We start from the raw sequence: 26,144 nt of genomic DNA, 5'->3' as shown, positions 1-26,144 counted from the left end.
ACAACGGGAGATGTTCATGACCTGGGAATATGCGCTAATTGGGTTAGTCGTCGGTATCATTATTGGTGCTGTAGCCATGCGTTTTGGTAATCGGAAATTACGCCAACAGCAGGCATTGCAGTACGAACTGGAAAAAAATAAAGCTGAGCTGGAAGAGTACCGTGAAGAACTGGTGAGCCACTTTGCCCGCAGCGCTGAATTGCTGGATAACATGGCGGACGATTATCGTCAGATTTACCAGCACATGGCGAAAAGCTCCAGCAACCTGCTGCCGGGTATGTCGCCGGAAAACAACCCGTTCCGTAATCGTCTGGCAGAGTCTGAAGCAGGCAACGATCAGGCGCCGGTTCAGATGCCACGTGACTATTCTGAAGGGGCATCTGGCCTGCTGCGTAGTGGCGCAAAGCGCGACTAACCGCACATCGTTAAGAAATTTATTGGGCGCAGCAATTGCGCCCTCCGCTTCTCTTCCCGTCCCAGCTATTATTTAGTCGTTAGCCTCATTGTGACCAAACCGAAAATTCAATAACATCAAACTGTTTTGAATCATCTTCCGTTTACTCAAGGTACGAGAGCAGGATCCATGAAAAAACAAACCCAGCTGTTGAGTGCATTAGCGTTAAGTGTCGGGTTAACTCTCTCGGCGCCATTCCCGGCCGTTGCGTCGATTCCCGGCCAGGTTCCCGGTCAGGCTGCGCTCCCCAGCCTCGCCCCGATGCTGGAGAAAGTGTTGCCAGCCGTGGTGAGTGTAAGGGTCGAAGGCACCGCCACTCAGGGGCAGAAAGTCCCGGAAGAGTTCAAAAAGTTTTTTGGTGATGAACTTCCCGATCAACCTTCCCAACCTTTTGAAGGACTGGGTTCAGGTGTCATTATTGATGCCGCCAAAGGCTACGTCCTGACCAATAACCACGTTATTAATCAGGCGCAAAAAATCAGCGTTCAGCTTAATGATGGTCGTGAGTTCGACGCAAAGCTTATTGGCAGCGACGATCAGAGCGATATCGCACTGCTACAAATTCAACACCCCAGCAACCTGACGCAAATTGCCATTGCTGACTCTGATAAACTCCGCGTGGGTGATTTCGCGGTGGCTGTGGGTAACCCGTTCGGTTTGGGTCAAACAGCCACCTCCGGCATTGTATCGGCTTTGGGTCGCAGTGGGTTGAACCTGGAAGGTCTGGAAAACTTTATTCAGACTGACGCCTCTATCAACCGCGGTAACTCCGGCGGCGCATTGCTTAACCTCAACGGTGAGCTGATCGGTATTAACACCGCGATTCTGGCCCCCGGTGGCGGCAGCATCGGTATTGGTTTTGCAATCCCGAGCAACATGGCGCGCACGCTGGCACAGCAGCTGATGCAGTTTGGTGAAATCAAACGCGGTCTGTTGGGCATCAAAGGCACCGAGATGACTTCCGATATCGCCAAAGCGTTCAAACTGGACGTACAGCGTGGCGCGTTTGTCAGTGAGGTTCTGCCTAACTCCGGCTCCGCAAAAGCGGGGGTGAAATCAGGTGACGTCATTACCAGTCTCAACGGTAAACCGCTTAACAGCTTCGCCGAACTTCGTTCACGTATTGCGACAACCGAACCAGGGACCAAAGTCAAACTGGGCCTGCTACGTAACGGTAAACCGCTGGAGGTTGAAGTCACCCTCGATACCAGCACATCATCGTCCGCCAGCGCAGAGATGATTGCGCCTGCGTTGCAAGGGGCCACGCTCAGCGACGGTCAGTTAAAAGACGGTACCAAAGGCATCAGAATTGATAACGTTGAAAAAAGCAGCCCTGCCGCACAGGCCGGACTGCATAAAGATGACGTTATTATTGGCGTTAACCGCGATCGCGTAAACTCGATCGCTGAAATGCGTAAAGTGCTGGAAGCGAAACCGTCGATCATTGCCCTGCAGGTGGTGCGCGGTAACGAGAGTATTTACCTGCTCCTGCGTTAACGCATGCAACCGGACATCAGCCCCTCGTGTGATGTCCGGTAAACTCGTGATATGCTGCAGCCGTTCCCTTTATTAATGACGCCGCCATCATGTTTGTGAAGCTTTTACGTTCGGTCGCGATTGGTTTAATCGTCGGCGCTATTCTGCTGGCCGCGATGCCCTCGCTGCGCAAAATTAATACGCTTACCGCACCGCAGTTCGACAGTGCAGATGAAACGCCCGCCAGCTATAACCCGGCGGTTCGCCGTGCAGCACCTGCCGTCGTTAACGTTTATAACCGCAGTATGAACAGCACAGCGCATAACCAGCTTGAGATCCGCACGCTCGGCTCAGGCGTTATCATGGATCAGCGCGGCTACATCATTACCAATAAGCACGTCATTAACGATGCCGACCAAATCATCGTCGCATTGCAGGACGGTCGCGTATTTGAAGCGCTGCTTGTGGGGTCTGATACGTTAACCGACCTTGCGGTGCTGAAAATCAACGCCACTGGTGGACTGCCGACAATTCCAATTAATAACAAACGCGTACCGCACATCGGCGATGTGGTTCTCGCAATCGGGAACCCGTACAACCTCGGGCAAACCATCACTCAGGGGATTATCAGTGCCACCGGTCGTATTGGCCTGAACCCGACGGGGCGGCAAAACTTCCTGCAAACCGATGCCTCCATCAACCACGGTAACTCCGGCGGCGCGCTGGTCAACTCGCTGGGCGAGTTGATGGGTATTAACACCCTGTCATTTGATAAGAGCAACGATGGCGAAACCCCGGAAGGGATCGGCTTTGCTATTCCTTTTCAGCTGGCAACCAAAATCATGGATAAGCTGATTCGTGACGGGCGCGTGATTCGCGGCTATATCGGCATCAGCGGCCGAGAAATTGCGCCACTGCACGCCCAGGGCGGCGGAATGGATCAAATTCAGGGGATTGTGGTTAACGAAGTAGCCCCGGACGGTCCGGCAGCGCAGGCAGGTATTCAGGTTAACGATCTGATTATCTCGGTCAATAACAAACCGGCGGTATCTGCACTGGAAACGATGGACCAGGTGGCAGAGATTCGACCAGGTTCAGTTATCTCCGTGGTCGTGATGCGCGATGACAAGCAGTTGACGCTGCAGGTCACGATTCAGGAATATCCGGCGACCAACTAATACGGATATAAAAAAACCGGAGCAAGTGCTCCGGTTTTTTACTTTTGGGCAGTTCGTTACTTAACGAACTCTTCGCCCAGAGTGATATCTTTCTTCAGCGTATCCAGCATACCTTCCAGCGCAGCTTGTTCAAACGCGCTCAGCTTGCCGATAGACTGACGCTCTTCTACGCCGTTTTTGCCCAGCAGCAGCGGCTGAGAGAAGAAGCGAGCATACTGGCCATCGCCTTCAACGTAAGCACATTCAACCACACCTTTTTCGCCGCTCAGTGCGCGAACCAGTGACAGTCCGAAACGTGCTGCGGCCTGACCCATAGACAGGGTTGCAGATCCGCCACCGGCTTTAGCTTCCACAACTTCAGTACCCGCATTCTGGATACGTTTGGTCAGGTCAGCTGCTTCTTGCTCGGTGAAGCTTACGCCAGGAATTTGTGACAGCAGCGGCAGAATGGTCACGCCAGAGTGGCCGCCAATAACCGGGACTTCAACGTCGCCAGGCTGCTTGCCTTTCAGTTCCGCAACAAAGGTGTTGGAGCGGATGATGTCCAGCGTGGTCACGCCAAACAGTTTGTTCTTATCGTATACGCCTGCTTTTTTCAGGACTTCTGCAGCGATAGCAACGGTCGTGTTCACCGGGTTGGTGATGATACCGATACATGCTTTCGGACAGGTTTTAGCAACCTGCTGCACCAGATTCTTCACGATACCGGCGTTGACGTTGAACAGGTCGGAACGATCCATACCCGGTTTACGTGCGACGCCCGCAGAGATCAGTACCACATCAGCACCTTCCAGTGCAGGGGTAGCGTCTTCGCCGCTGAAGCCTTTGATTTTCACAGCAGTAGGGATATGGCTCAAATCAACGGCCACACCAGGTGTTACTGGAGCGATGTCGTACAGGGAGAGTTCTGAACCTGAAGGCAGTTGGGTTTTTAACAGTAATGCTAGCGCCTGACCGATACCACCAGCAGCGCCGAGGACTGCAACTTTCATCCTAAACTCCTTATTATATTGATAAGCAAAATGTCTATTGCTCCGCGGCGGCGACCTTAATTCACAAATCCAACGAATACAACAACCACGCGTCAAGAATGCGTAGTCACGCAAATTTGGCTTTTATGCATTTAACTTACGTAAAATAAAACCTAAGTTACGTAATTCAAAACCACCCGCACAGTAGAGCAACTTTCCAACAGGTGCTGACAATATACCCTACCCACCTCTCAAAACAACATCAATTTGATAACATTTAATTTACTTTTAACCTTATTTGCGAGCCGTGACACAGGCATGTTTCTTGATAACGAAATTTGATAAAATTCCGCTCTTTCATAACATTATTTCAGCCTTGAACAAGGCAGACTGTTTGCATAAAAATTCATCTGTATGCACAATAATGTTGTTTCTACCGCCATATTACGGGTGACTTATGCGAAGCTCGGCAAAACAAGAAGAATTAGTAAAGGCGTTTAAAGCGCTGCTTAAAGAAGAAAAGTTCAGCTCTCAAGGCGAAATCGTCCTCGCATTGCAGGATCAGGGCTTTGATAATATCAATCAGTCCAAGGTTTCACGCATGCTGACCAAATTTGGCGCCGTGCGTACCCGCAATGCGAAAATGGAAATGGTGTACTGCCTTCCGGCGGAACTGGGCGTGCCTACGACCTCCAGTCCGCTGAAAAATCTGGTGCTGGATATCGACTATAACGATGCGGTCGTGGTTATTCATACTAGTCCTGGCGCTGCTCAGTTGATTGCACGTCTGCTGGACTCATTGGGGAAAGCGGAAGGTATCCTGGGTACGATTGCCGGTGACGATACCATCTTCACCACCCCAGCTAAGGGTTTTACGGTAAAAGATCTGTACGAAGCCATTCTGGAACTGTTCGAACAAGAACTGTAATACCGCCTCCCCGTCGCCTCGCGGCGGGGGAAAACACTCTCTTTCTACCCCCTTCCGTCTATTTTTAACTGCTATGCATTTAACAAATGGTGCGTTTAACCGTCAAAAACCATTCACACAGTGAATATGAAGGCTTAAAAACGCACATTTTGCAAAAAACCATATCCAATTGATTTTATTTAATTTATTTCTTTTAAAATGTTCGAAACGCTCTTTTTAATTCCATTTGGTTATAAAAAATATTTTTCTTAACACTTACTACCCATGGAAACAATTAGCGTGGTATTAATTTATCAGGTTATTAGTGTATACTTGATTTTGTGATGAGGGTCACGAAACGTAGACCCCTATAAAAGAATTCGACGAGGTAAATATCATGAAAATCAAAACTACTATTGCAACCTTAAGCCTTCTTTCTGTTCTCTCCTTCGGTGCAAGCGCCGCAGTTACTCAGGTGAACTCACAAGAAGCACAGAATCTGCAATCTATGGGTAGCATCTCCGTATCTCAAATCGGTAGTTCACCAATGGACATGCGTCAGGCCATCGCCGCTAAGGCTGAAAAAGCAGGCGCCAGCAGCTATCGCGTCACCGAACTCCGTGAAGGTGCTCACTGGCACGCTACTGCAGAACTCTACAAATAAACCCTCGTCGTCTAAGTCCGACGACTTGCCCCCGCCTGCCGGGGGCTTTTTTATGTCTTACATTGAGTGACGAACGTTAAAACGCAACTGCCCTTCCAGCTCTTCTTCCGCTTCATCGAACAGTAAAATCAGCGCGCCGTATCGCCTGCGCAGCTTGTCCGGTAAATGGACAAATTCAATCTCCAGCGGCAACGGTAAAACTTCCCCGATAACCACCTCCCACAGAGAATCTAAATCAACCACCTTCTCTCTGGCGAGACCGAACGTGCGCGTAAACTCGCGATAGAAATCACCCTGGTCTTCTATCTCGTCAAAATCAAATGTATAGATATTCATCTATAGCCACCATCCCGACGCCAGCCACTCTACAGACCGCCAATATGTAGGGGTCTCTCGCATTTTCAGGTAAGTATAGCCATAAAAAAACCGACGCTTTTAGCGTCGGTTTTCAACTCTTAATTACTGACCAGCGCATGCTGGTATTTGTGCAACATCCCACTGAGTCGTTTTACCGGCTCGGTCACCTGTGGTGGTGCTTGCCAGATGATTAATTTCTCCTGATAGATCTCAAGCTCTTCCAGCAACTGGCTAAAGTAGCGTCGGCGCTTGTCGTCATTTCCTGCAGAAATCACGCGATCGGCAGTGCGTCGAAGCTGGCGATGGAATGCGGAGAGATCTTCGTTTACCGGCACCGGCGCATCGCGCAGGCGCTGATGCGCGATGATCATGGTCAGCGCCAGGCGAAACTTCGCCAGGTCGCCCGGAAATTTGTTCATCAGCAAAAACAGCTGCTGATAAAGCGCCGGGAGGTGGTTTTCTTTACGACGTACCACGTTGGTGGTCATCGCTGAAACCGCCGCCGAGACAAACTGGTTGAGCAACACACGACCCGTTCTGTCACGAGAGTTATCACGCACTAGCAGAATGACGATAAACGCCAACATGCAGCCAACAATCTGCCCCAGTGCACTGTCAAGGAACTGGCTAAAGTGGAAGGTCATCGGGTTATCCAGCACGATGATATTAATGGTGCTGGCCAGCGCCCCCATCGAACCCAGCCGTCGTTTCTGTACTTCAATCCCCAGAAAGAATCCCAGCACTGCCAGGCTTAGGCACAGCAACAACATGCTTTGCTGCGTATTAGGGATAATCACCAGGAAATAGAGCGCGCCGAGCGGTAACGCCGCCAACGTACCGTAGATAAAGTCTATCGCCACCATGCGCGGGTTGGGCAAACGCATTGCCAGCGAGGTGACGACCGCAATCATCACCATTGCGCCGCTGCCGGATGTCCAGCCGGTCCACAGCCAGAATAAGGTTCCCAGCACACAAGAAAGCGTGGTGCGCCAAAAGTTAACCATCGCATGGTGACGCTCGGCAGATTCCACTTTCACCACCGGTTCACCTTGCAGGATCTCTTCTTCGATAGCGCTAATTTTGGTGTTGCTGACAACTCCACGTTTAAGTAACAGATAGCGCGTTGCCGCCCCGGCCCAGGTGTAAATTGTGACAGGTGTGTCACGTTCACCGGTCCATGCAATCACCCGACGCATCCGCTTCAGCTGTTTATGGACATCCTGTACCGTTTCAACCGGCGTATCGAACAACTCGCGGAAGGTATCGGTGATCAGTTCTGGTCGGGTGTTCTGAATAAGATAGGTTTCGCAGGATTGTGTGATAAGCGTAAGCGACAGCGTATTCAATGCCTTGAGTCTGCGGTTAGCCCGCACCCAGCGCGAGGACTCCATATTCAGGTTACTACGCATCCCTTCCAGCGCCGCCGTACGCCGGACTAAATCTCCCCAGGCTTTGTCTACTTCTTCACTGTCGCCATGCTTAATGCACAGCTGCATAAGCTGATATTGCGCCACCAGCAGGCTATCCAGTTCAACATCAATCTCCTGCTTCACCGAACGGGGCGAAAAGAGCAGGTCGGCAACAATGGCACAGACAATACCCATCACAATTTCACTACAGCGTTCGAGCGCAAATTGCGGCGTCAGCAGCGGTTCAGCCTGGATAGTAATGACGATGATCAGCGCCGTATAGCCTGAAAGCCCCCAGGCATAAGAGTTTTCGATCTTCACTAACGACGAGATCCAGGTACAAAAACCGGCCCAGATACAACACACCAGGATCATCAATAGCGGGGCGCGGATCATGCTGATGATAATGATCAGGGCGGCAATACAGCCGATAAATGTCCCGACAATACGCAACATGCCGCGATAGCGGATAGCACCTGAATAAGGTTCTCCGCCAGCGGCAAAGGCCGGACCTGCAGCCACAATGGCCGCGGTCAGCACCGCCCAGCGCGGGGTCTCAAGCTGGAAGTGAAAGCCAACGAACAGCGCCAGTACAATCGCGCAGGCCAGTTTTACCGCAAAGCGGATATGCTGGTTGGCAATGGAGAAAATACCCATCGCGATTAACCAAATTCGCGCAGGCGGTGCGCCATTTTACGGAAGAAAGATTCCTGGCTGGCATCGCGATCCTGCTTGCCGGTAATGACGACGGTCGCCGTCGTCCCGGCAGGCCACAAGGTTCCCTGCTGCTCATCAAGACGAATTCGCACCGGCACACGCTGCGCCAGACGCACCCATTCAAGATTGGAATCAATGGTCGCCATACCCTTGGCGTCCCGCGTGCTGCTGGCATTCGTTACGCCAGCCGCCACACTATCAACCGTGCCCTTCAGCACATTATTACTGCCAAGCGGGGTGATTTCAGCGCGATACCCAGGGCGGACGCCTTCCAGTTTGGTTTCTTCCATATACGCCAGCACATAGAAAGAATGCTGTTTGACCAATGCCACCGCCGTGGAACCGCGCGTGATAAATTCGCCGCTATAGACGTTCAGGTTAGTCACCCAGCCGTCTGCTGGCGCGCGGATAACGGTACGTTCCAGATCTAATTTCGCCAGATCGCGGGTCGCTTGCGCCTTCGCAAGCTGGTGTAATACGGTTTGCAGGACGTTGTTTGATTGGTCAATCTCTTCACGAGACATAGCCTGCACGCCCAATCGGTTACGACGACCGGCCTCCTGGCGTTTTTCCTGCGCCAGTACCTGATAATAGGCCACGTCAGCTTCGGCCTGCTCGAGGGCTTTCTTATAGCGTGGCTGGTCGATAGTGAACAGGATCTGATCCTTTTTCACCAGTTGGTTATCATGGATGTTAACGTTGGTAATAAGGCCCGCAACATCCGGCGCAATCGCGACGACATCGGCGCTGAAACGCGCATCACGCGTCCACGGCGACTCGGTGTAGAACACCCATGCGCGGAAAATAGCGATGAAAGCCAGAATGACCAGTATCACGGTAATGGCCGTGCGGGAGAGTTTTCTTGTTAGTGTTTTCACTTCAACCTCAAACGAACAGGCGCGTTATTAAATAGAACAGACAGCAATACAGCGCGGTGTTAAACAGAGCCGGATGCCAGACAAAATCATAGATGCCAGTCGGAACAAGCACCCGGCGCACCAGCCAGAAAATCGCCAGTGACAAAAGTAATTCGAAAAAAATCGGTGGGAAGGACAGACCAAACACCACGATAACGGGAAACAGACTCATGTTGACCTTGGTAACGTAAGAGAGTGCAGATGATAGATTTTCTAGCGTATGTCACCGCAGAGAAGGGCAAGGATGAGCCAGGCGAGAGCGACATAGCCGTTATTTGAATAATAATATATTAACGTAACTGTTATGCTGTTATCTATATTATGTGATCTAAATCACTTTTAAGCCAGAGTGAACAATGGAACGATTAAAACGTATGTCGGTGTTCGCCAAAGTTGTCGAAATGGGCTCCTTCACCGCCGCCGCAAGACAGCTACAAATGAGCGTTTCATCGATAAGCCAGACGGTCTCAAAACTGGAAGATGAGCTACAAGTCAAGCTGCTAAACCGCAGCACGCGTAGCATTGGGCTAACTGAAGCCGGTAAAATTTATTATCAGGGCTGCCGGAGAATGCTGCACGAAGCGCAGGATGTTCACGAGCAACTCTATGCCTTTAACAACACGCCCATCGGCACTCTGCGCATTGGCTGTTCTTCAACTATGGCACAAAATGTCCTCGCCGGATTAACCGCCACGATGCTGAAAGAGTATCCGGGATTGACGGTAAATCTGGTGACCGGCATCCCGGCCCCGGATTTAATCGCTGATGGTCTGGACGTGGTTATCCGCGTCGGCGCGTTGCAGGACTCCAGCCTGTTTTCACGCCGTTTGGGGGCTATGCCGATGGTGGTCTGCGCGGCGAAAAGCTATCTCGCACAGTTTGGCACCCCAGAGAAACCTGCCGATCTCAGCAACCACTCGTGGCTGGAATACAGCGTGCGCCCGGATAATGAATTCGAGCTTATCGCTCCGGAAGGAATTTCCACCCGCCTGATCCCAGAGGGTCGTTTTGTGACTAACGATCCGATGACATTGGTGCGCTGGCTGGCCGCAGGCGCGGGCATTGCCTATGTACCGCTGATGTGGGTGATCAATGAGATCAATCGTGGCGAAGTGGAGATTCTGCTTCCCCGCTACCAGTCGGATCCGCGTCCGGTCTATGCGCTGTATACCGAAAAAGACAAATTGCCGCTCAAGGTGCAGGTGGTGATTAACTATCTGACAGACTATTTTGTCGATGTAGCGCAGCTGTTTCAGGGAATGTACGGTCGGGGAAAAGAGAAATAAAAAAAGTGTAGGCCGGATAAGGCATTGACGCCGCATCCGGAAAGATGCCCGATGGCACTGGTGCTTATCGGGCATACATCATGATGTTATGCGGTGCCACCCACGGTCAGGTTATCCACCTTCAGCGTGGGCTGGCCCACGCCCACCGGCAGGCTCTGCCCTTCTTTACCGCACACACCAACCCCGTTATCCAGTTTCAGGTCGTTACCCACCATCGAAATCTGCTGCATCGCTTCGATACCAGAGCCAATCAGCGTCGCGCCTTTCACCGGTTTGGTGACTTTACCGTTTTCAATCAGATATGCTTCAGACGTAGAGAACACAAATTTTCCGGAGGTGATATCCACCTGGCCGCCGCCGAAGTTAGGCGCATAAATACCGTATTCAACGGATTCGATGATTTCCTGCGGCGTAGATTTCCCCGGCAGCATATAGGTGTTGGTCATACGTGGCATCGGCAGGTGCGCGTAAGATTCGCGGCGACCGTTACCCGTTGGCGCAACGCCCATCAGGCGCGCATTCAGTTTGTCCTGCATGTAGCCTTTCAGAATACCGTTTTCGATCAGCACGTTGTACTGACCCGGCGTGCCTTCATCATCAATAGCCACAGAGCCACGACGGTCCGCCATTGTGCCGTCATCCACCACGGTGCACAGTTCTGACGCTACCAGCTCCCCCATGTGACCACTGAATACCGAGGTACCACGGCGGTTAAAGTCGCCTTCCAGACCATGACCGACCGCTTCATGCAGCAGAACGCCAGGCCAGCCAGCGCCGAGTACTACCGGCAGCGTACCAGCAGGCGCAGCTACCGCTGAGAGATTAACCAACGCCATGCGTACGGCTTCTTTCGCCCATGCGTCAGCACGAACTTCACCATCAAGGTCGCCCAGGAAATAGTCATAGCCAAAACGACCGCCGCCACCGCTGGCGCCGCGCTCGCGCTTACCGTCCTCTTCCACCTGTACGCTTACGGACAGGCGTACCAGCGGGCGAACGTCAGCGGCCAGCGTACCGTCGGTCGCTGCTACCAGGATCAGTTCATAAACACCGGTCAGGCTGGCGGTTACTTCCTGGACGCGCTTGTCGGCGGCACGCGCCACGCTGTCTACGCGGCGCAGAATATCCAGTTTCTCTTCGCGGCTCATGCTCTGCAGGGGATCAACCGAGGTGTAAAGTGCCTGATGCTCCACAGCTCCCAGCGTTTTTACTTTGCCGTCACCGCTGTCACGCACGATAGTACGGGCAGCATGAGCACTCTGCTCCAGCGCCAGCAGGCTAATCTGGTCTGCATAGGCAAACCCTGTTTTTTCGCCGCTGATGGCGCGCACGCCAACGCCCTGATCGATATTGTAAGAACCATCTTTAATGATGCGGTCTTCTAAAACCCAGGATTCGTGATAGCTCGACTGAAAATAGAGATCGCCGTAATCAAGACGGCGTTCGGCCAGTTGGCCCAGGATGGCAAACAGATCCTGATGTTTCAGGCCATTTGCCGCTAGCAATTGTTCACTTACCAGGTTCAGACTCATCGTTTTGCTACTCATTAGTTACTGTTGTAGGCCTGATAAAACGCGCCAGCGTCGCCATCAGGCACTTCAATGCCGGATGGCGGCGTGAACGCCTTATCCGGCCTACGGACTGCGGTAGAGGATCTATGTTGAGATTGGGGCAATTACTCGCCCCCGTCAAATTATTGCTGGCTTTCTTTGCGCGGCTGACGCAGAACTTCGTTAATCTGCGGCTTATCGACCGGACCGGTGATGCGATAGCGCAGAATCGACACTTTGCTCCACAATGGTCCCAGAACCTTACTGGCAGCAAACACCGCCGCGCCGACAATCGGATTGACAGCAAACGCAGCGGCAACGCCTACGGTGGCAGAAATTTCCGGCGCGACAATGGCTTCCATATCCAGCTCCCGGCGTACCAGGTTCACCGAGCCTTTCATCGCAATGTCTGCCTCCAGACCGTCCACCAGCGTGTCATCGGTATGCATCACGCCATCTTTGATCCAGGCCGTGCTGCGAATCGAGTCGAAATAGAAACCTTCGCTGAAGGTGTCGCTGAAATCAAAACGCAGTTTACGCAGCAACGCATCAAAGCTTAGCAGTCGCAATAGTTGCCCCGCATGTCCGGTGCTGAGTTCAGTAAGCTCACCTTTGCCCAACCGGGTACGCAAAATCCCATTCAGCGAAGCTTCATCTGGATCCCATGGCGGGTTACGCCAGTGCAGGTCATACTCCACGTTGAACGAAGAGTTACGAATCGGGGTCGATACACCAAAGAAACTGGCAGCGGAGTCAATTTTACTGCCGCTCAGTTTACCCTTCAGTGACGTTCGTTCTTTGCCCGGCGCGTTCACCCACACGCCATCGGTGGTCAGTCTGGCAAAGCCTGTATCCAACAGACCGTTACTCAGCGTTAGCGTGTCGCCTTTAATCGCCACATCGGCATCAATACGCCCATATTTCTGTCCCCACATCCAGCACTCGGCACAGCGTAACTGAAGATCCGGCCAGCCGTGGAAGCTGACGTTGTCCACGGCGGAAAACGGCGAGGCTGGAGTACTATTCAGTGGTGCTTTCGTCGGCGACGCTTTCGCCGCGCTGGGGTTGTAATAAAGATACTTAATATTGGCCAGCCACGGCGCATTATTGCGCATAGCCAGCGTGGCATTAATTTCACGTCCCTGCGCCTGCACGATGGAGCCATTGCTCGCAGGCTCAGACACGATACTCAAGTTATTCCACTGCTGACCGCCCAGGGATAACGATGGCGTACGCACCGTGATGCGCTGCGGGAAGTTGGCGTTGGTGCCAACGTTATCTGCTGCGCCTTTCTGGAACAACGCCAGCCATTGCGCGCCATCCATAGGGGGAAGGTTAAGCTCAATGCCTTGCTGATCGGGTAACGCGGGCACGGTGCGGCTTTCCGACGTCCAGATTGCGCGGTCAAGCGTCAGTTTCTGATTCAGCAACCAGCGGCTGTTAAAGTGGTTCTTACTGCCCGCGTTGCCGGTCAGTTCAAAACTGCGCAGATTGCCGTTGGCCTTAACGTTCACCGGTAATGCCTCACCGGCTGCCTTATTCAGCGGAGCAGGTAAGTGACTACTTACATTCTTCAGGTCGCCTTTAAGCTCAATGTCGTAGGTCGGTCCGGCATGATACGGAAGATCGATACCCACCTTGCCATTCCACGCCATGCTACCGCTTAAGGCATCGTTGACCTGCGCCGGTAAAATCCCCATGCGGGTTGGCTGCCAGTCGCCTTGCAGGTTCACGGCTACCTGATAGGCTTTCGCCCCTTCGGTGGTGGAGAAGTCGACGTTCAGCGGCTGATTAAACCAGTTCGCCGTCATCGGCTCGCTCTTCAGATCGCCGTTGATAAAGCTGAATTTACCATTCAAATTCTTCAGCGTGCTGTCGAGCGGTTTAATAAACAGGCTGTTATTACGCAGGTTGACATCGCCTTTGGCGGTAACCAGCGAGCCGTCTAGCGGAATATCCAGATGTAAGCGAGCATTCACATCGCCGTCAATCTGCAACTGCTCAAGCGTGGCGCCGAGGGAGTCCTTCAACGGCGTCTCATCAAAATAAGGTCCGACCGCCTTGCCCGGCCCGTTGATATCGGCATCAATCAGCAGTTTTTCTTTAGCATAGTCGGGGATATTGGCCGTCAGATTACTGGCCTTCACGCCGCCCAGATTAACGCTATCCGTCTTCATCCACAGACCATCGTTAATGAAGTTCAGTTCAATATTGAGATCGGTTAGCGCAGGCCAGTCGGGCTGGAAAGCAAATTTCGCGTTACGTAGCGGCACCAGGACCTGAAATTGCCCTTCGTTGTGCAGATACGGGAACAGATGCGGGTTACCGCCATACACCAGCGTGGCGTTATCCGCTTCACCGCCCTGAATAGCACCGCTGAGGTAGTCAACCAGCTCTTTGCCCATCAGGTTTTCCGGGAAATAGCGCCAGGCCTGAGAGCCGTCGTCGGTGCTAATGCCAGCCAGAATGCCTAACCACGGTTCATCTCCAGTGGGCTGCAGATAGCGAAAACCACCGCGCGCGCGTACCGCTTTCGCTTTAACATCGATGTTGCGCCCATCTAACTGAAAACCTTTATCATTTTTCAGCCAGCTTAGCGTCGCTACGCCGTTCTCTATTTCCAGCGGCGCGCGGAAGACAGTTTCATACGGCATTTTGGCTTGCTTCATGGAGGCGGTGAGCGTCCCATTTTCAACGCTGCCCGCAAGCGTACCGGAGAAATGTTCTGCCCCCGGCAGCAGCTTCCACTGTTTCCAGGCCAAATCGGTCCACGAGGACAGGAAGCGGGTTTTTTCTGTCGCCTGTAACGGGATATCCAGCGCCAACACATCGATCTTGCCACTTGGCTGCGTGGCCCGCCAGATATCACCCAACGCTGGTGATAACCTGGACGCCATCGGACGTAGCCCTTCTAACCCGGCCAGTTCCAGATTGCTGGCACGAATGCGTAACTCGTCGCTGCGTTTGTTATTCTCGCCACCGACTTCCTGCTCAGGGATCCAGGCCAGCGTTAATGCACCGCTCGGCCAGGGTTTATCATCCATGGTAATACGAGTATCGGGAATAAAGAATTGCCAGCCCGCCTCTTCACGGCTGATGTGCGCTGTCAGATTATCGACGGAGAGCGTGTGCGTACGATTTTCACCCAGCCAACTTGCTCCACCTTTTTTCAGCCAGACATCGCCCCCGGAGACGACGCCTTTATTGATCGTCATCCATGCTTCCAGGCTAAAACGCGCGGTTTGTAGCGCGACATTATCCTGCATCCATTTGCCCAGCCATGGTTTGACGTCGATGTCGTCTGCCTGCAGCCAGACCCGACCGTTATTCAATAGCCCTTCGTCATCACGCAGATCCATACGCACCTGCATAACGCCGTGCTGTCCGGTCAGGCTGGAGAGGCTGACCTGACCCTCGGCGCGATGCCGATTTTTACCGTTCAGCCAGGTAAGCTGTGGGATCGCCAGTTCAGCACGTTGACCTGAGAGGGTTATAAAGCTGATATGACTGTCGCGTAGATCGAAATGATCAAACTGACGCAGGAAGAGATTGCTGAGATGGTCGGTTTCAATTCCATCTCCGCCTTCGCTGCGCTGGATAGGAGTATTGGTGCGCAACTGCAGTTGCCAAAAGGTGAGATCGCGAAACTGCCAACGCATGTGCAGCAAACTTTGCCAGACATCCAGCGCCAGCGTGACGCGTTTTACCGAAAATTCTCCCCCATCTTTTAGCTGCGCATGGATATTACGCGCTTCAAGCGTAGGACCGAAATTTTGCCAGTTGGCAGAAAGCTGACTGGCGGAAACAGATAGACCTGTAGCGGATTCAATCTTGCCAAGAATGGCTGGACGCCAGCTATCAAGATGAGGTAACGCAAGGCGCAGTCCACTGACCAGCAGCGCTGCGATGACAACGAATGCGGCTCCAGTGAGCAGTAATATCCCCGGCAATCGCCTCACGCACCTCTCCTTGTCTACCAAAAAATATGACTCACACCCCTTGAGTGAATATTGCCGGATGACGGCGCTTGCGCCTTATCCGGCCTACATGCGCGGGTGCCACTACACGATTTACATCATGACGACGTCGAACTGCTCCTGGTTATACAGCGGTTCGATTTGTACTTTGACCTGTTTGCCGACAAAGATCTCAACCTCCGCCAGCGCATGTGACTCTTCACCTTTCAGGGTTTCAGCCACTGCCGGAGAGGCATAAACCAGGAAACGATCGGAGTCATATGCATGATGTACCCGCACGATTTCGCGCATGATTTCATAACATACGGTTTCCACCGTTTTCACCGTACCACGCCCATGGCAGGTTGGACACTCGTTGCACAATACATGTTCCACGCTTTCACGTGTGCGTTTGCGCGTCATCTCCACCAGGCCCAGCTGTGAAAAACCGTTAATGCTGGTTTTTACACGATCCTTGCTCAGAGCCTGCTCCAGGGAGTGCAGTACCCGGCGACGGTGATCTTCATTATTCATGTCGATAAAATCGATAATGATAATGCCGCCGAGGTTACGCAGACGCAGCTGACGAGCAATGGCCTGCGTTGCTTCAATATTAGTATTAAAGATAGTGTCGTCGAGATTACGATGCCCAACAAACGCGCCGGTATTGATGTCGACGGTAGTCATCGCTTCAGTTTGATCGATGATCAGATAACCGCCGGACTTCAGCTCAACTTTGCGTTCCAGCGCGCGCTGGATTTCATTCTCTACGTCAAAGAGATCAAAAATAGGCTGACGCCCGCTGTAATGTTCCAGCTTGCTGGTCATCTCGGGGATATATTCCGCCGTAAATTCCAGTAACGCCTCATAGGTCAGACGGGAGTCGACGCGGATGCGGTCAAGCTGGGCATCAGCAAAGTCACGCAACACGCGCTGTGCCAGTGCCAGTTCACCGTACATCTGGTAGCGCGTTTGCGGGCGCTTTTTACGCTCCATGACTTTTGTCCAGACGCGCTTCAGGTAGGCAGCATCCGAGGCCAAATCCTCTTCGCATACGCCTTCTGCCGCCGTGCGAATGATGAAGCCACCCTGCTCATCGCAGTAATCCGCCACCACTTTTTTCAGACGTTCGCGTTCCGTTTCGCTTTCGATACGTTGGGATACGCCAACGTGCGAGGCCCCCGGCATAAAAACGAGATAACGGGAAGGAAGCGTGATGTCCGTCGTCAGGCGTGCGCCCTTCGTTCCCAAAGGATCTTTTACCACCTGCACCATCAGATCCTGACCCTGGCGCACCAGTTCAGAAATGTCGCGTACCGTGAACTGTTTTTGTTCTTCACCCGCCACGCATTCGGTGTGCGGCATGATGTCAGAAGCGTGAAGAAATGCGGCTTTATCCAGTCCAATATCTACAAAAGCCGCCTGCATACCCGGAAGTACACGACTTACACGACCTTTGTAGATATTGCCTACGATTCCGCGTCGCGCCTCACGTTCAATATGAATTTCCTGCAGAATACCGCCATCAATGTAAGCCACCCGAGTTTCCGATGGCGTTACGTTTACCAACAATTCAGCCGTCATGTTTATCCCTTTTCTCACGCAGTGCGTTAAAATTGGTCAGCAACTCATACGTTTCTACCAGCGGTAAGCCGACTACGGCGTGATAGCTGCCATTTATCTTCCTGACAAAACAGCCACCCAACCCTTGAATACCGTATGCACCTGCTTTATCCATTGGTTCACCGCTGGCAACATAACCCGCGATGTCCTCATCGGTTAGTGCTCTGAATGTCACTTCCGTCACTACCAGGCAGTCCAGACTGTGCTGGCAATCGGCCAGTGCCACGGCCGTCATAACTTGATGCGTTTTGCCCGACAGTTTGCGCAGCATTGCTGCGGCGTGGGCAGCGTCGTGCGGTTTTTCCAGCACTTCGCCATTAAGGATAACGATGGTATCCGCACCCAATACCGGCAAATCGCGCGGTGCCAGCGCTACACCAGCCTGCGATTTTTCGCGCGCCAGACGCGAAACGTACTGCTGCGCACTTTCCTGCGGGTGCCGCTGTTCTTCAATCCCAGGGATCAGCCGTTCAAACGTAACACCAAGCTGAGCAAGCAACTCCTGACGACGTGGAGAACCTGAAGCAAGATACAGAGTATTCATATCAACCTTATTGCACCGCAAACTGCTGACGGACTTTACGCATCAGTAAGAATAGCCATGGCCAAAGCACGCCATTCACTACACTACTCCAGAACACTTCAGGTCTGAAAGAGACGTTGATCACTAAAAACTCGGCCCAGAAAACAATAATATCCACGACCAGTGATAACAACATGACCACCAGCGCCTGTTGCCAGAGCGCGAGGTTTCGGAATAGCTGGAATTTCAGCGCGACCAGATAAGCAATGATACTCATCGACAATGCGCGCACGCCAAGCGTGGAGCCGCTGATGAGATCCAGTATGGCACCCACCACAAATCCCGTGCCCACATTTACGCGATGCGGCAGCGCCAGGATCCAATACAACAAGATGAGCAGTACCCAGTTTGGCCGGAAAACCAGAATGTCATCCGGCCAGGGCATGACTTGCAGCAACAGTGCAATAAGGAACGAGAGCCAAATCACCCAACGTCCCTGGCTACGATAGCTTGCCACTTACTGTCCTCCCGGCTTACGCGGAGCAGGTTGTGGCGGCGTGGTATCCACAGGCGCAGGAGTCACACCTGTTGCAGGAGTTGGCACTGGCGCAGGCGGCCCCATGGCATCTGGTGCTGGCAGAACTTGCGGCATCATTTGCATCAAACGTTCATTGGCAACGCGGTGTACTTCTTCCGGCGTCATCGGGTTCGCGCCATTACGATCGGCACCCCACAACAGCAACAGATAGCGCAAACGCTGCAGACCCGCGGTCGGGCGAGCCTGAATCACGGTATAAGCGCGCTGAGTGTCCAGCTTAACGGAAGAAACAACAGCAACTGGATAACCTTCTGGGAAACGTCCGCCCAGACCCGAGGTGACCAGCACATCGCCAACGCGAATGTCGGTATTGGCCGGCAGGTGTTCGAGCTGAAGATCGTCAGTGCAGCCGTTACCCGCAGCGATCACGCGAATATCGTTACGCAGAACCTGAATGGGCAGCGCATGCGTTGCATCGCAAATCAGCAGCACACGGCTCGTCAGTTTAGCCACCGCCACGACCTGACCCACAACGCCTTTGTCACTAATAACCGGCTGACCTTCGTAGACGCCGTTAACGCTCCCTTTGTCGATCACCACCTGATCGCTGTAAGGGTCATTAACCGTTGAGATGACTTGCGTCACCATCTTTTGTTCGTCCTGACGCAATGGCGATCCCAGCAGCTCACGCAAACGCGCGTTCTCCTGTTTGTATTGCCCCAGCATCAGCAGTTCGCTATTTTTCAGCAGCAGTTCCTGACGCAATGCCCGGTTTTCAAGTTCGAGTTGGTCACGCGAAGCCAGCGTTTGCGACACGCCGTCAAGTAATTCACGAGGACCATTTGAGATAAAGTAGAAAGGACTGACGGCGGTATCCATGTACGTTCGGATTTGACTAAACGTACCCAAGCGGCTGTCGGCAATAATAACGCCGAGCGCCACCAGCACCGCCAGAATAAGGCGAATCTGTAGCGAAGGGCCACGGCTAAAAATTGGCTTCATAGTCTATGCGTATTCTCGTATCAGAGCGGAAGGGCAACCCGCGGGGGCTACCCAACCTGCATCCGATTACTCTTCGCTGAACAGGTCGCCGCCGTGCATGTCGATCATTTCCAGCGCCTTGCCGCCGCCGCGCGCCACGCAGGTCAGCGGATCTTCAGCAACAACAACTGGAATACCGGTTTCTTCCATTAACAGACGGTCAAGGTTACGCAGCAGCGCACCGCCACCGGTCAGCACCATACCGCGTTCGGAGATGTCAGACGCCAGTTCCGGCGGGCACTGTTCCAGTGCAACCATTACCGCGCTAACGATACCGGTCAGCGGTTCCTGCAGGGCTTCCAGAATCTCGTTGGAGTTCAGGGTAAAGCCGCGCGGAACGCCTTCAGCCAGGTTACGACCGCGAACTTCGATTTCGCGCACTTCGTCGCCCGGATAAGCGGAACCGATCTCGTGTTTAATACGTTCTGCGGTCGCTTCACCGATCAGAGAACCGTAGTTACGACGAACATAATTAATGATGGCTTCATCAAAGCGGTCGCCGCCAATACGAACAGAAGAGGAGTAAACCACGCCGTTCAGGGAGATAACGGCAACTTCAGTGGTACCACCACCGATGTCAACAACCATTGAACCGGTTGCTTCAGAAACTGGCAGACCCGCACCGATCGCAGCCGCCATCGGCTCTTCGATCAGGAAGACTTCACGAGCACCTGCGCCCTGAGCTGATTCACGGATCGCACGGCGTTCAACCTGAGTTGCTCCAACCGGTACACACACCAGTACGCGCGGGCTTGGACGCATGAAGCTATTGCTGTGCACTTGCTTGATAAAGTGCTGGAGCATTTTTTCAGTCACGAAGAAGTCAGCGATAACGCCGTCTTTCATTGGGCGAATTGCAGCGATATTGCCCGGCGTACGACCCAGCATCTGCTTCGCATCATGACCTACTGCAGCCACGCTTTTCGGCGAACCGGCACGATCCTGACGAATGGCCACAACAGAAGGCTCATTCAATACGATGCCTTGTCCTTTTACATAAATAAGGGTATTCGCGGTACCCAGGTCAATGGACAGGTCATTGGAAAACATGCCACGAAATTTTTTCAACATACTAAGGGATAATCCTGAAAGCTGGGGCGGAAAACAAAATCCGCTTACTTTACCAACCACACGCAGCAGCGACAAGGCGCAAAAATCATCTGCTACGGTGAAAATTAGTGCAGTTCGTTTCCTTTGTTACAAAACCGGCCTGAGTCCATCAGGGCTGAATAAATCAGCAGCACTCCTCGCTTTTGTTTGCAACCTGTCAAAGGTCATTCACCTGCATGTTTGCTGTTACAACCTGGCGAGCAGGCAAGCACACCCCCAGAAGGCACAGCGCGCGTTATTCTACGTGAAAACAAATTAAACGGCAGGTTAAACCGAGTATCTTTGCGAATATTTTTTCACGTTAGTGTCAAGTGGTTGTGATGCAGCAAAAAAATCCCCTTGCCCACCCGCAACTCCGCGTTCTGTCAGCGTATGCCACTCACTACGCGAACGTACGCCCGTAGCGTAAACCTGCGTGGGTGTTCCCGAACAGGCCTCCACCAGGCTTTGAACCAGAAGCTGATTTTCCGTTCGCTTATCAATGTTCCTCACCAGACTTGGATGCAGCTTCAATAACTCAACGTTAAGCTCTTTAATCCAACTGGTGCTCACCAGCGTTAACCCCGCCTGCGTAACGGCAATACGCACGCCCAGCGCATTCATCAATCTGATGACAGGCTGTAACCGGCTGATATGTTGACAGACATCTGCCTCAGCAAGTTCAATAATTATGCGTTTGCGTAATGATTTTTCGCACTGCATCAGCGTATCACGCAGCCAGCGCTGAAAACGTGGGCGAATAAGCGATTCAACCGTTATCTGCATCGCCAGATTTTCCTGCGGCCAGTAACCCAAAAGCAGGATCAGACGGCTTATCTGCAAACGGTCATACTCTTCAGCCAGGCCAAATTGAAGGACCATCGGCATATATTCCGCCGAAATGACCTCTTCGTTACCATCAAAAATACGGCACATCAGCTCCCGATGGTGCACTCGCCCTTCACGGGTTACTGCTGGCTTTTGATAAATTCTCGGCCCACCCCGGCTGAGCATCTGTTCGATCAGCGTTCGCCAGCGTACGTTGCCCCGACCTTTTTCCGGCAGCGAGTCATCATAGACCGACCAGCTATTTCCGCCCTGCAAAACCGAATTCCGCGTGGCTGCTTCAGCATGATCCATCACTTGCTCCGGCGACTGACCGCTGCGGCAAACGCAAATACCAATATGAACCATATCGGCACGATCGATCATTTTATTAGCCGGAAGTGCATCTACCGCTTTTAATAATTGCCCGGCAATGCTTTCCGCCTCTTTCAACGTGCGGTGTGGCAGCAGGATGGCAAAATCGCTACGGTGGTAACGCGCCAGCAACGCGCCCGGATAGCGCGTCATAAAAGTCGACAACAAATTGATCAGCGTCGAGATTTGTTCTTCCGCGAGGGTGATTCCCCAGCTATCGCGCAGCAGCGTAAAGTCCGGCAGGCGCACCATCATCACGACGCCATGCGAGCCTACTTTTTCCTGATCTTCCAGCAGCGTGGCCAGTTGGTTATCAAAGAACAGGCGGTTGCTTAGCCCAGTTTTTGTATCCTGCGCGACATAGGAACGAATCAGCGTATCCAGGCGGCTGCGTTGCTCGCGAGCATTTTGAATTTCAGTCAGCAGCATATCGAGCGCACTGCTGGTGCGCGCAGGCCATTCATAGACCGTTCCCCGCACGTTCGGTCCACGTTCGCCGTTCAGAATACGTGTGGAACGAATCTCCAGCAGCTCCTGACCCGAAAGCTGGCGCTGAAGCCAGCGCACAGACAAAAAGAGCATCAGAATAATGAAAGCAATGGCTATCGTGAGCGGTGCGGTGGTCAGTAGCGAATGGAAATAGTTACCCATCGGATCCTGATAAACCAGACGCAATGACATGCCCGGATGCTTGACCAACGGTACGGTGATCTCGCGGTAGAGATTGTTCGTCCCTGCCGGTCGGTAGCTACTGGTGCGCGAATGGTCATACACCACGTGTTCGCCCTGCAACAGTTCGATGCGCACGATATCAACAGAAACCATCAGCTCATCGATTTGCGGGGTTAACGCAACGACATCTCTGGAGACCAGATGCGTATCAATCGCCGTCGCGACCGCCTGCACGCGCGTGGTGAACTTATATTGAATAGCGTTATAGAAACTCAGCGAACAGCCGATCAGAGTCACGAAGATCGTTAACCCAGTAAGCAGCGTGACAAAAGCTGAAAATTTCGTCGTTAATCGCATCCTTGTGTTAACTCCGACAGTTATGAAACAGGCCTGAAAGTGATAAAGCGACCCAAATATACAAAACTGAACGCAAAATCCGTCCATTTATACATACAGTGTGGGCATACTACCAAATCAGGTATATCTGGCAATTTATTGCGCAGAATCGGCATCATGTTTTGATTAGCGAGTATAGTCTTCATTAATAATTTTCCAATCCACTATACGAATTGAGGACAGGTTATGCAGGCTTTGATCTTAGAACAGCAGGACGGAAAAACCCTCGCATCCGTTCAACCCCTCGACGAAAATCAGCTACCTGAAGGCGATGTTACGGTGGATATCCACTGGTCAAGCCTGAACTATAAAGATGCTCTGGCTATCACTGGCAAGGGTAAAATCATTCGTAATTTTCCGATGATTCCTGGTATCGATTTCGCCGGTACCGTACGTGCAAGCGAAGATCCCCGTTTTCATGCGGGTCAGGAAGTGTTGCTGACCGGCTGGGGCGTGGGTGAAAATCATTGGGGTGGACTGGCTGAGCGTGCACGCGTGAAAGGCGACTGGCTGGTTGCGCTGCCAAAAGGACTGGATGGACGTAAAGCCATGGTCATCGGTACCGCCGGCTTTACCGCTATGCTGTGCGTTATGGCGCTTGAAGATGCAGGTATTCGCCCGCAAGACGGTGAAATTGTCGTCACCGGCGCCAGCGGCGGCGTGGGCAGCACAGCCGTTGCGTTACTGCATAAGCTGGGTTATCAGGTTGCGGCGGTTTCGGGCCGTGAAAGCACCCACGACTACCTGAAAAGCCTTGGCGCTAACCGTATTCTTGGCCGCGATGAGTTTGCCGAGTCTCGTCCGCTGGAAAAACAGCTGTGGGCTGGCGCGGTGGATACCGTTGGCGACAAAGTTCTGGCAAAAGTTCTGGCGCAGATGAACTACGGTGGCTGCGTTGCCGCCTGCGGCCTGGCGGGTGGTTTCGCTCTGCCGACCACGGTGATGCCATTCATTCTGCGTAACGTTCGTTTGCAAGGAGTGGACTCGGTGATGACCCCGCCGGCACGCCGTGCAGAGGCCTGGGCGCGTCTGGTTAAGGATCTGCCGGAATCTTTCTATGCTCAGGCGGCAACGGAAATTACGCTGGCTGATGCGCCGAAGTTCGCCGATGCCATCATCAATAACCAGGTGCAAGGCCGTACGCTGGTGAAGGTGAAGTAACAGGCCCTGGCGCAGAAATTTACACTTAATTAACCAAATTTCGCGGCACATCTACAGACTCCCTGCCATATTAACTACGCGTCCCCTGTCAGTTATGACGCGTAAGCCGGGAGTCTGTTATGAAGAAATTACGTCCATTTACAGAAGCCGACGTCACTGACGAGTCGGCTTTTTTTATGCAGCGTCGCCAGGTGCTGAAAGCACTAGGGATCAGCGCAGCCGCGTTGTCTTTACCCCACTCTGCACAGGCTGACCTTCTGAGTTGGTTTAAGGGTAATGACCGCCCGCCCGCACCTGCAGGTAAGCCGCTTGATTTCAGTAAGCCCGCCGCCTGGCAAAATTCACTTCCTTTAACGCCTGCGGATAAGGTTTCTGGCTACAACAACTTCTACGAGTTCGGTCTCGATAAAGCGGATCCGGCAGCCAATGCAGGCAGCCTGAAAACCGATCCGTGGACGTTGCAAATCAGTGGCGAGGTGGCAAAACCACTCACCCTCGATCACGATTCGCTGACCGCCCGTTTCCCGCTGGAAGAACGGATTTATCGGATGCGCTGCGTGGAAGCCTGGTCAATGGTCGTGCCGTGGATTGGCTTTCCGTTACATAAACTGCTCGCGCAGGTTGAACCCACCAGTAACGCAAAGTATGTCGCGTTCGAAACACTGTACGCACCGGATGATATGCCGGGACAGAAAGATCGCTTTATTGGCGGCGGGCTAAAATATCCCTATGTTGAAGGACTGCGTCTGGATGAAGCAATGCACCCACTCACACTGCTTACTGTGGGGGTTTATGGTAAGGCCCTTCCGCCACAAAATGGCGCGCCCATTCGCTTAATTGTGCCGTGGAAATATGGATTTAAAGGCATTAAGTCGATCGTGAGTATCAAACTCACGCGCGAACGCCCTCCGACAACCTGGAATCTGGCCGCGCCCAATGAATACGGATTTTATGCCAACGTGAATCCGCATGTCGATCACCCCCGCTGGTCCCAGGCCACTGAGCGTTTTATTGGCGCAGGCGGTATCCTGGACGTACAGCGTCAGCCCACGCTGATGTTTAACGGCTATGCCGAAGAGGTTGCGTCACTGTATCGCGGACTCAATTTGCAGGAGAATTTTTAAGTGCGTCTGACCGCAAAGCACATTACCGGGCTGAAAGTTTGCCTGCATCTTGCCGGTTTATTGCCGTTTATCTGGCTATTTTGGGCGGTAAATCACGGTGGCCTGAGCGCCGATCCGGTCAAAGATATCCAGCACTTTACCGGTAGGACAGCTCTGAAATTCTTGCTGGCGACCTTGCTGGTCTCTCCACTCACGCGCTACGCTAAACAGCCATTATTGATACGCACACGTCGTCTGTTAGGGCTATGGTGTTTCGCTTGGGCAACGCTACATTTAACCAGCTACGCGTTACTGGAGCTGGGCATTAATAATCTGGCGTTATTAGGGCGGGAATTACTTACGCGACCTTATTTAACATTGGGCATTGCTAGCTGGGTCATATTATTCGCCCTCACCTTAACGTCTACACAGGTTGCACAGCGAAAGCTGGGTAAAAACTGGCAGTATCTGCACAACTTCGTCTATCTTGTGGCGATCCTGGCACCCATACATTATCTGTGGTCGGTAAAAATTATCTCCCCTCAACCGATTATTTATGCAGCACTCGCGGCGGTGCTGTTAGCGTGCCGTTACAAGAAGTTTCGCCAGTGGTGGCGGTAGTTTCACGTTATGTGCAGTGCGTTGCAAAACACTGACGATCCGATTTTCTTTACATGTTAACGGTTGATTATCTTCCCTGATAAGACCAGTATTTAGCTGCCAATTGCTACGAAATAGTTATAATGTGCGACTTTGCTATCCCCGGTAGCGTTTTTAAAGCGCTGAAAGGGTGACAATCGCATATTGAAGGTATATTTTGTCTTTTACCCGAAAATGGCAGAAGATAGCCGCACAATGACTAACAAGTCTGGCAATCTCATTTAATGGCAGCAGCACCCAGTGCAGCGCCTGAGATGCGTGGCATCTTGTCACTCACTGTTATAAAAATGCTATAC

At 52.6% G+C, this 26,144-nt stretch carries 23 protein-coding genes; 10 read left to right on the top strand and 13 right to left on the bottom strand.

What is annotated here, in order from left to right; genetic code table 11:
- Window positions 1–16 precede the first annotated feature (16 nt).
- The 3 genes from zapG (at window position 17) to degS (ending at window position 3,108) form a co-directional block, all read left to right on the top strand.
- Entirely contained in the window at window positions 17–415 is a 399-nt protein-coding gene (gene zapG / locus SK33_RS02255; RefSeq protein ID WP_003025147.1) for a Z-ring associated protein ZapG, read from the top strand.
- Between the two features lie 168 nt (window positions 416–583).
- Entirely contained in the window at window positions 584–1,951 is a 1,368-nt protein-coding gene (gene degQ, locus SK33_RS02250) for a serine endoprotease DegQ (protein ID WP_003025151.1), read from the top strand.
- A gap of 89 nt (window positions 1,952–2,040) precedes the next feature.
- Window positions 2,041–3,108 carry an outer membrane-stress sensor serine endopeptidase DegS gene (gene degS, locus SK33_RS02245; protein ID WP_003025154.1) on the top strand — a complete coding sequence of 356 codons (1,068 nt, stop codon included), beginning with the start codon at window positions 2,041–2,043 and terminating at the stop codon, window positions 3,106–3,108.
- 56 nt (window positions 3,109–3,164) lie between these two features.
- Here degS and mdh read toward each other — a convergent pair whose 3' ends face one another.
- Entirely contained in the window at window positions 3,165–4,100 is a 936-nt protein-coding gene (gene mdh, locus SK33_RS02240) for a malate dehydrogenase (RefSeq protein WP_003025158.1), read from the bottom strand.
- Between the two features lie 436 nt (window positions 4,101–4,536).
- Between mdh and argR the strand changes: the two genes are divergently transcribed.
- Window positions 4,537–5,007 carry a transcriptional regulator ArgR gene (gene argR / locus SK33_RS02235; protein WP_003025162.1) on the top strand — a complete coding sequence of 157 codons (471 nt, stop codon included), beginning with the start codon at window positions 4,537–4,539 and terminating at the stop codon, window positions 5,005–5,007.
- 376 nt (window positions 5,008–5,383) lie between these two features.
- On the top strand, window positions 5,384–5,650 hold the full coding sequence (gene yhcN, locus SK33_RS02230; RefSeq protein ID WP_003025165.1) for a peroxide/acid stress response protein YhcN: 267 nt from the start codon (window positions 5,384–5,386) through the stop codon (window positions 5,648–5,650).
- Window positions 5,651–5,707: 57 nt separating this feature from the next.
- Here yhcN and SK33_RS02225 read toward each other — a convergent pair whose 3' ends face one another.
- The 4 genes from SK33_RS02225 to aaeX form a co-directional block, all read right to left on the bottom strand.
- The gene (locus SK33_RS02225; RefSeq protein ID WP_003025168.1) at window positions 5,708–5,986 is read right to left on the bottom strand and encodes a barstar family protein; all 279 of its coding nucleotides are present in this window, start codon (window positions 5,984–5,986) and stop codon (window positions 5,708–5,710) included.
- 119 nt (window positions 5,987–6,105) lie between these two features.
- Window positions 6,106–8,073, bottom strand: coding sequence for a p-hydroxybenzoic acid efflux pump subunit AaeB (gene aaeB, locus SK33_RS02220; protein WP_003025171.1), 1,968 nt, complete (start codon window positions 8,071–8,073; stop codon window positions 6,106–6,108).
- Between the two features lie 5 nt (window positions 8,074–8,078).
- Window positions 8,079–9,011, bottom strand: a complete 933-nt coding sequence (aaeA, locus tag SK33_RS02215; RefSeq protein ID WP_003025174.1) for a p-hydroxybenzoic acid efflux pump subunit AaeA — start codon at window positions 9,009–9,011, stop codon at window positions 8,079–8,081.
- 7 nt (window positions 9,012–9,018) lie between these two features.
- Window positions 9,019–9,222 (bottom strand): p-hydroxybenzoic acid efflux pump operon protein AaeX, encoded by a 204-nt coding sequence (aaeX, locus tag SK33_RS02210; RefSeq protein WP_003025177.1) that lies wholly within the window; start codon window positions 9,220–9,222, stop codon window positions 9,019–9,021.
- A 184-nt stretch (window positions 9,223–9,406) separates the two neighbouring features.
- Here aaeX and aaeR point away from each other — a divergent pair, with 184 nt between their 5' ends.
- On the top strand, window positions 9,407–10,336 hold the full coding sequence (aaeR, locus tag SK33_RS02205; RefSeq protein WP_003839896.1) for an HTH-type transcriptional activator AaeR: 930 nt from the start codon (window positions 9,407–9,409) through the stop codon (window positions 10,334–10,336).
- 86 nt (window positions 10,337–10,422) lie between these two features.
- Here the strand turns inward: aaeR and tldD are convergent, their stop codons facing one another.
- The 7 genes from tldD to mreB all read right to left on the bottom strand — a co-directional run bounded on the left by tldD (window position 10,423) and on the right by mreB (window position 20,638).
- Complete coding sequence (gene tldD / locus SK33_RS02200) at window positions 10,423–11,868, bottom strand: metalloprotease TldD (protein WP_003025183.1); 1,446 nt, start codon at window positions 11,866–11,868, stop codon at window positions 10,423–10,425.
- A gap of 161 nt (window positions 11,869–12,029) precedes the next feature.
- Window positions 12,030–15,845, bottom strand: coding sequence for an AsmA2 domain-containing protein YhdP (gene yhdP / locus SK33_RS02195; protein ID WP_048218734.1), 3,816 nt, complete (start codon window positions 15,843–15,845; stop codon window positions 12,030–12,032).
- A gap of 111 nt (window positions 15,846–15,956) precedes the next feature.
- Entirely contained in the window at window positions 15,957–17,426 is a 1,470-nt protein-coding gene (gene rng, locus SK33_RS02190; protein ID WP_003025190.1) for a ribonuclease G, read from the bottom strand.
- Window positions 17,416–18,009 (bottom strand): Maf family protein, encoded by a 594-nt coding sequence (locus SK33_RS02185; protein ID WP_048218736.1) that lies wholly within the window; start codon window positions 18,007–18,009, stop codon window positions 17,416–17,418. The genes rng and SK33_RS02185 overlap by 11 nt, the downstream gene beginning before the upstream one ends.
- A 7-nt stretch (window positions 18,010–18,016) precedes the next feature.
- Complete coding sequence (gene mreD / locus SK33_RS02180) at window positions 18,017–18,505, bottom strand: rod shape-determining protein MreD (RefSeq protein WP_003025196.1); 489 nt, start codon at window positions 18,503–18,505, stop codon at window positions 18,017–18,019.
- The gene (gene mreC, locus SK33_RS02175) at window positions 18,506–19,528 is read right to left on the bottom strand and encodes a rod shape-determining protein MreC (RefSeq protein ID WP_003025198.1); all 1,023 of its coding nucleotides are present in this window, start codon (window positions 19,526–19,528) and stop codon (window positions 18,506–18,508) included.
- A gap of 66 nt (window positions 19,529–19,594) precedes the next feature.
- On the bottom strand, window positions 19,595–20,638 hold the full coding sequence (gene mreB, locus SK33_RS02170) for a rod shape-determining protein MreB (RefSeq protein WP_000913396.1): 1,044 nt from the start codon (window positions 20,636–20,638) through the stop codon (window positions 19,595–19,597).
- Between mreB and SK33_RS02165 the strand changes: the two genes are divergently transcribed.
- Window positions 20,616–20,936: a hypothetical protein gene (locus SK33_RS02165; RefSeq protein ID WP_153752135.1), complete on the top strand. Its 321-nt coding sequence runs from the start codon at window positions 20,616–20,618 to the stop codon at window positions 20,934–20,936. The genes mreB and SK33_RS02165 overlap by 23 nt on opposite strands.
- Before the next feature lie 8 nt (window positions 20,937–20,944).
- Here SK33_RS02165 and csrD read toward each other — a convergent pair whose 3' ends face one another.
- On the bottom strand, window positions 20,945–22,885 hold the full coding sequence (gene csrD, locus SK33_RS02160) for an RNase E specificity factor CsrD (RefSeq protein WP_003025202.1): 1,941 nt from the start codon (window positions 22,883–22,885) through the stop codon (window positions 20,945–20,947).
- A 225-nt stretch (window positions 22,886–23,110) separates the two neighbouring features.
- On the opposite strand from csrD, the gene acuI reads away from it, so the two are divergent.
- From acuI to msrQ, 3 genes are all read left to right on the top strand, one after another.
- Window positions 23,111–24,085: an acrylyl-CoA reductase (NADPH) gene (gene acuI / locus SK33_RS02155; RefSeq protein ID WP_016151069.1), complete on the top strand. Its 975-nt coding sequence runs from the start codon at window positions 23,111–23,113 to the stop codon at window positions 24,083–24,085.
- Between the two features lie 119 nt (window positions 24,086–24,204).
- Window positions 24,205–25,209, top strand: a complete 1,005-nt coding sequence (gene msrP / locus SK33_RS02150) for a protein-methionine-sulfoxide reductase catalytic subunit MsrP (RefSeq protein WP_032938263.1) — start codon at window positions 24,205–24,207, stop codon at window positions 25,207–25,209.
- A complete protein-coding gene (gene msrQ, locus SK33_RS02145) occupies window positions 25,210–25,809 on the top strand; it encodes a protein-methionine-sulfoxide reductase heme-binding subunit MsrQ (protein ID WP_048218738.1) in 600 nt (199 codons plus the stop codon).
- Window positions 25,810–26,144: the final 335 nt, after the last annotated feature.

It is taken from the genome of Citrobacter sp. MGH103 (genome assembly GCF_001034475.2).
Lineage (GTDB): Bacteria > Pseudomonadota > Gammaproteobacteria > Enterobacterales > Enterobacteriaceae > Citrobacter > Citrobacter freundii.
This window is presented reverse-complemented; position numbering and strand designations above follow the sequence as displayed.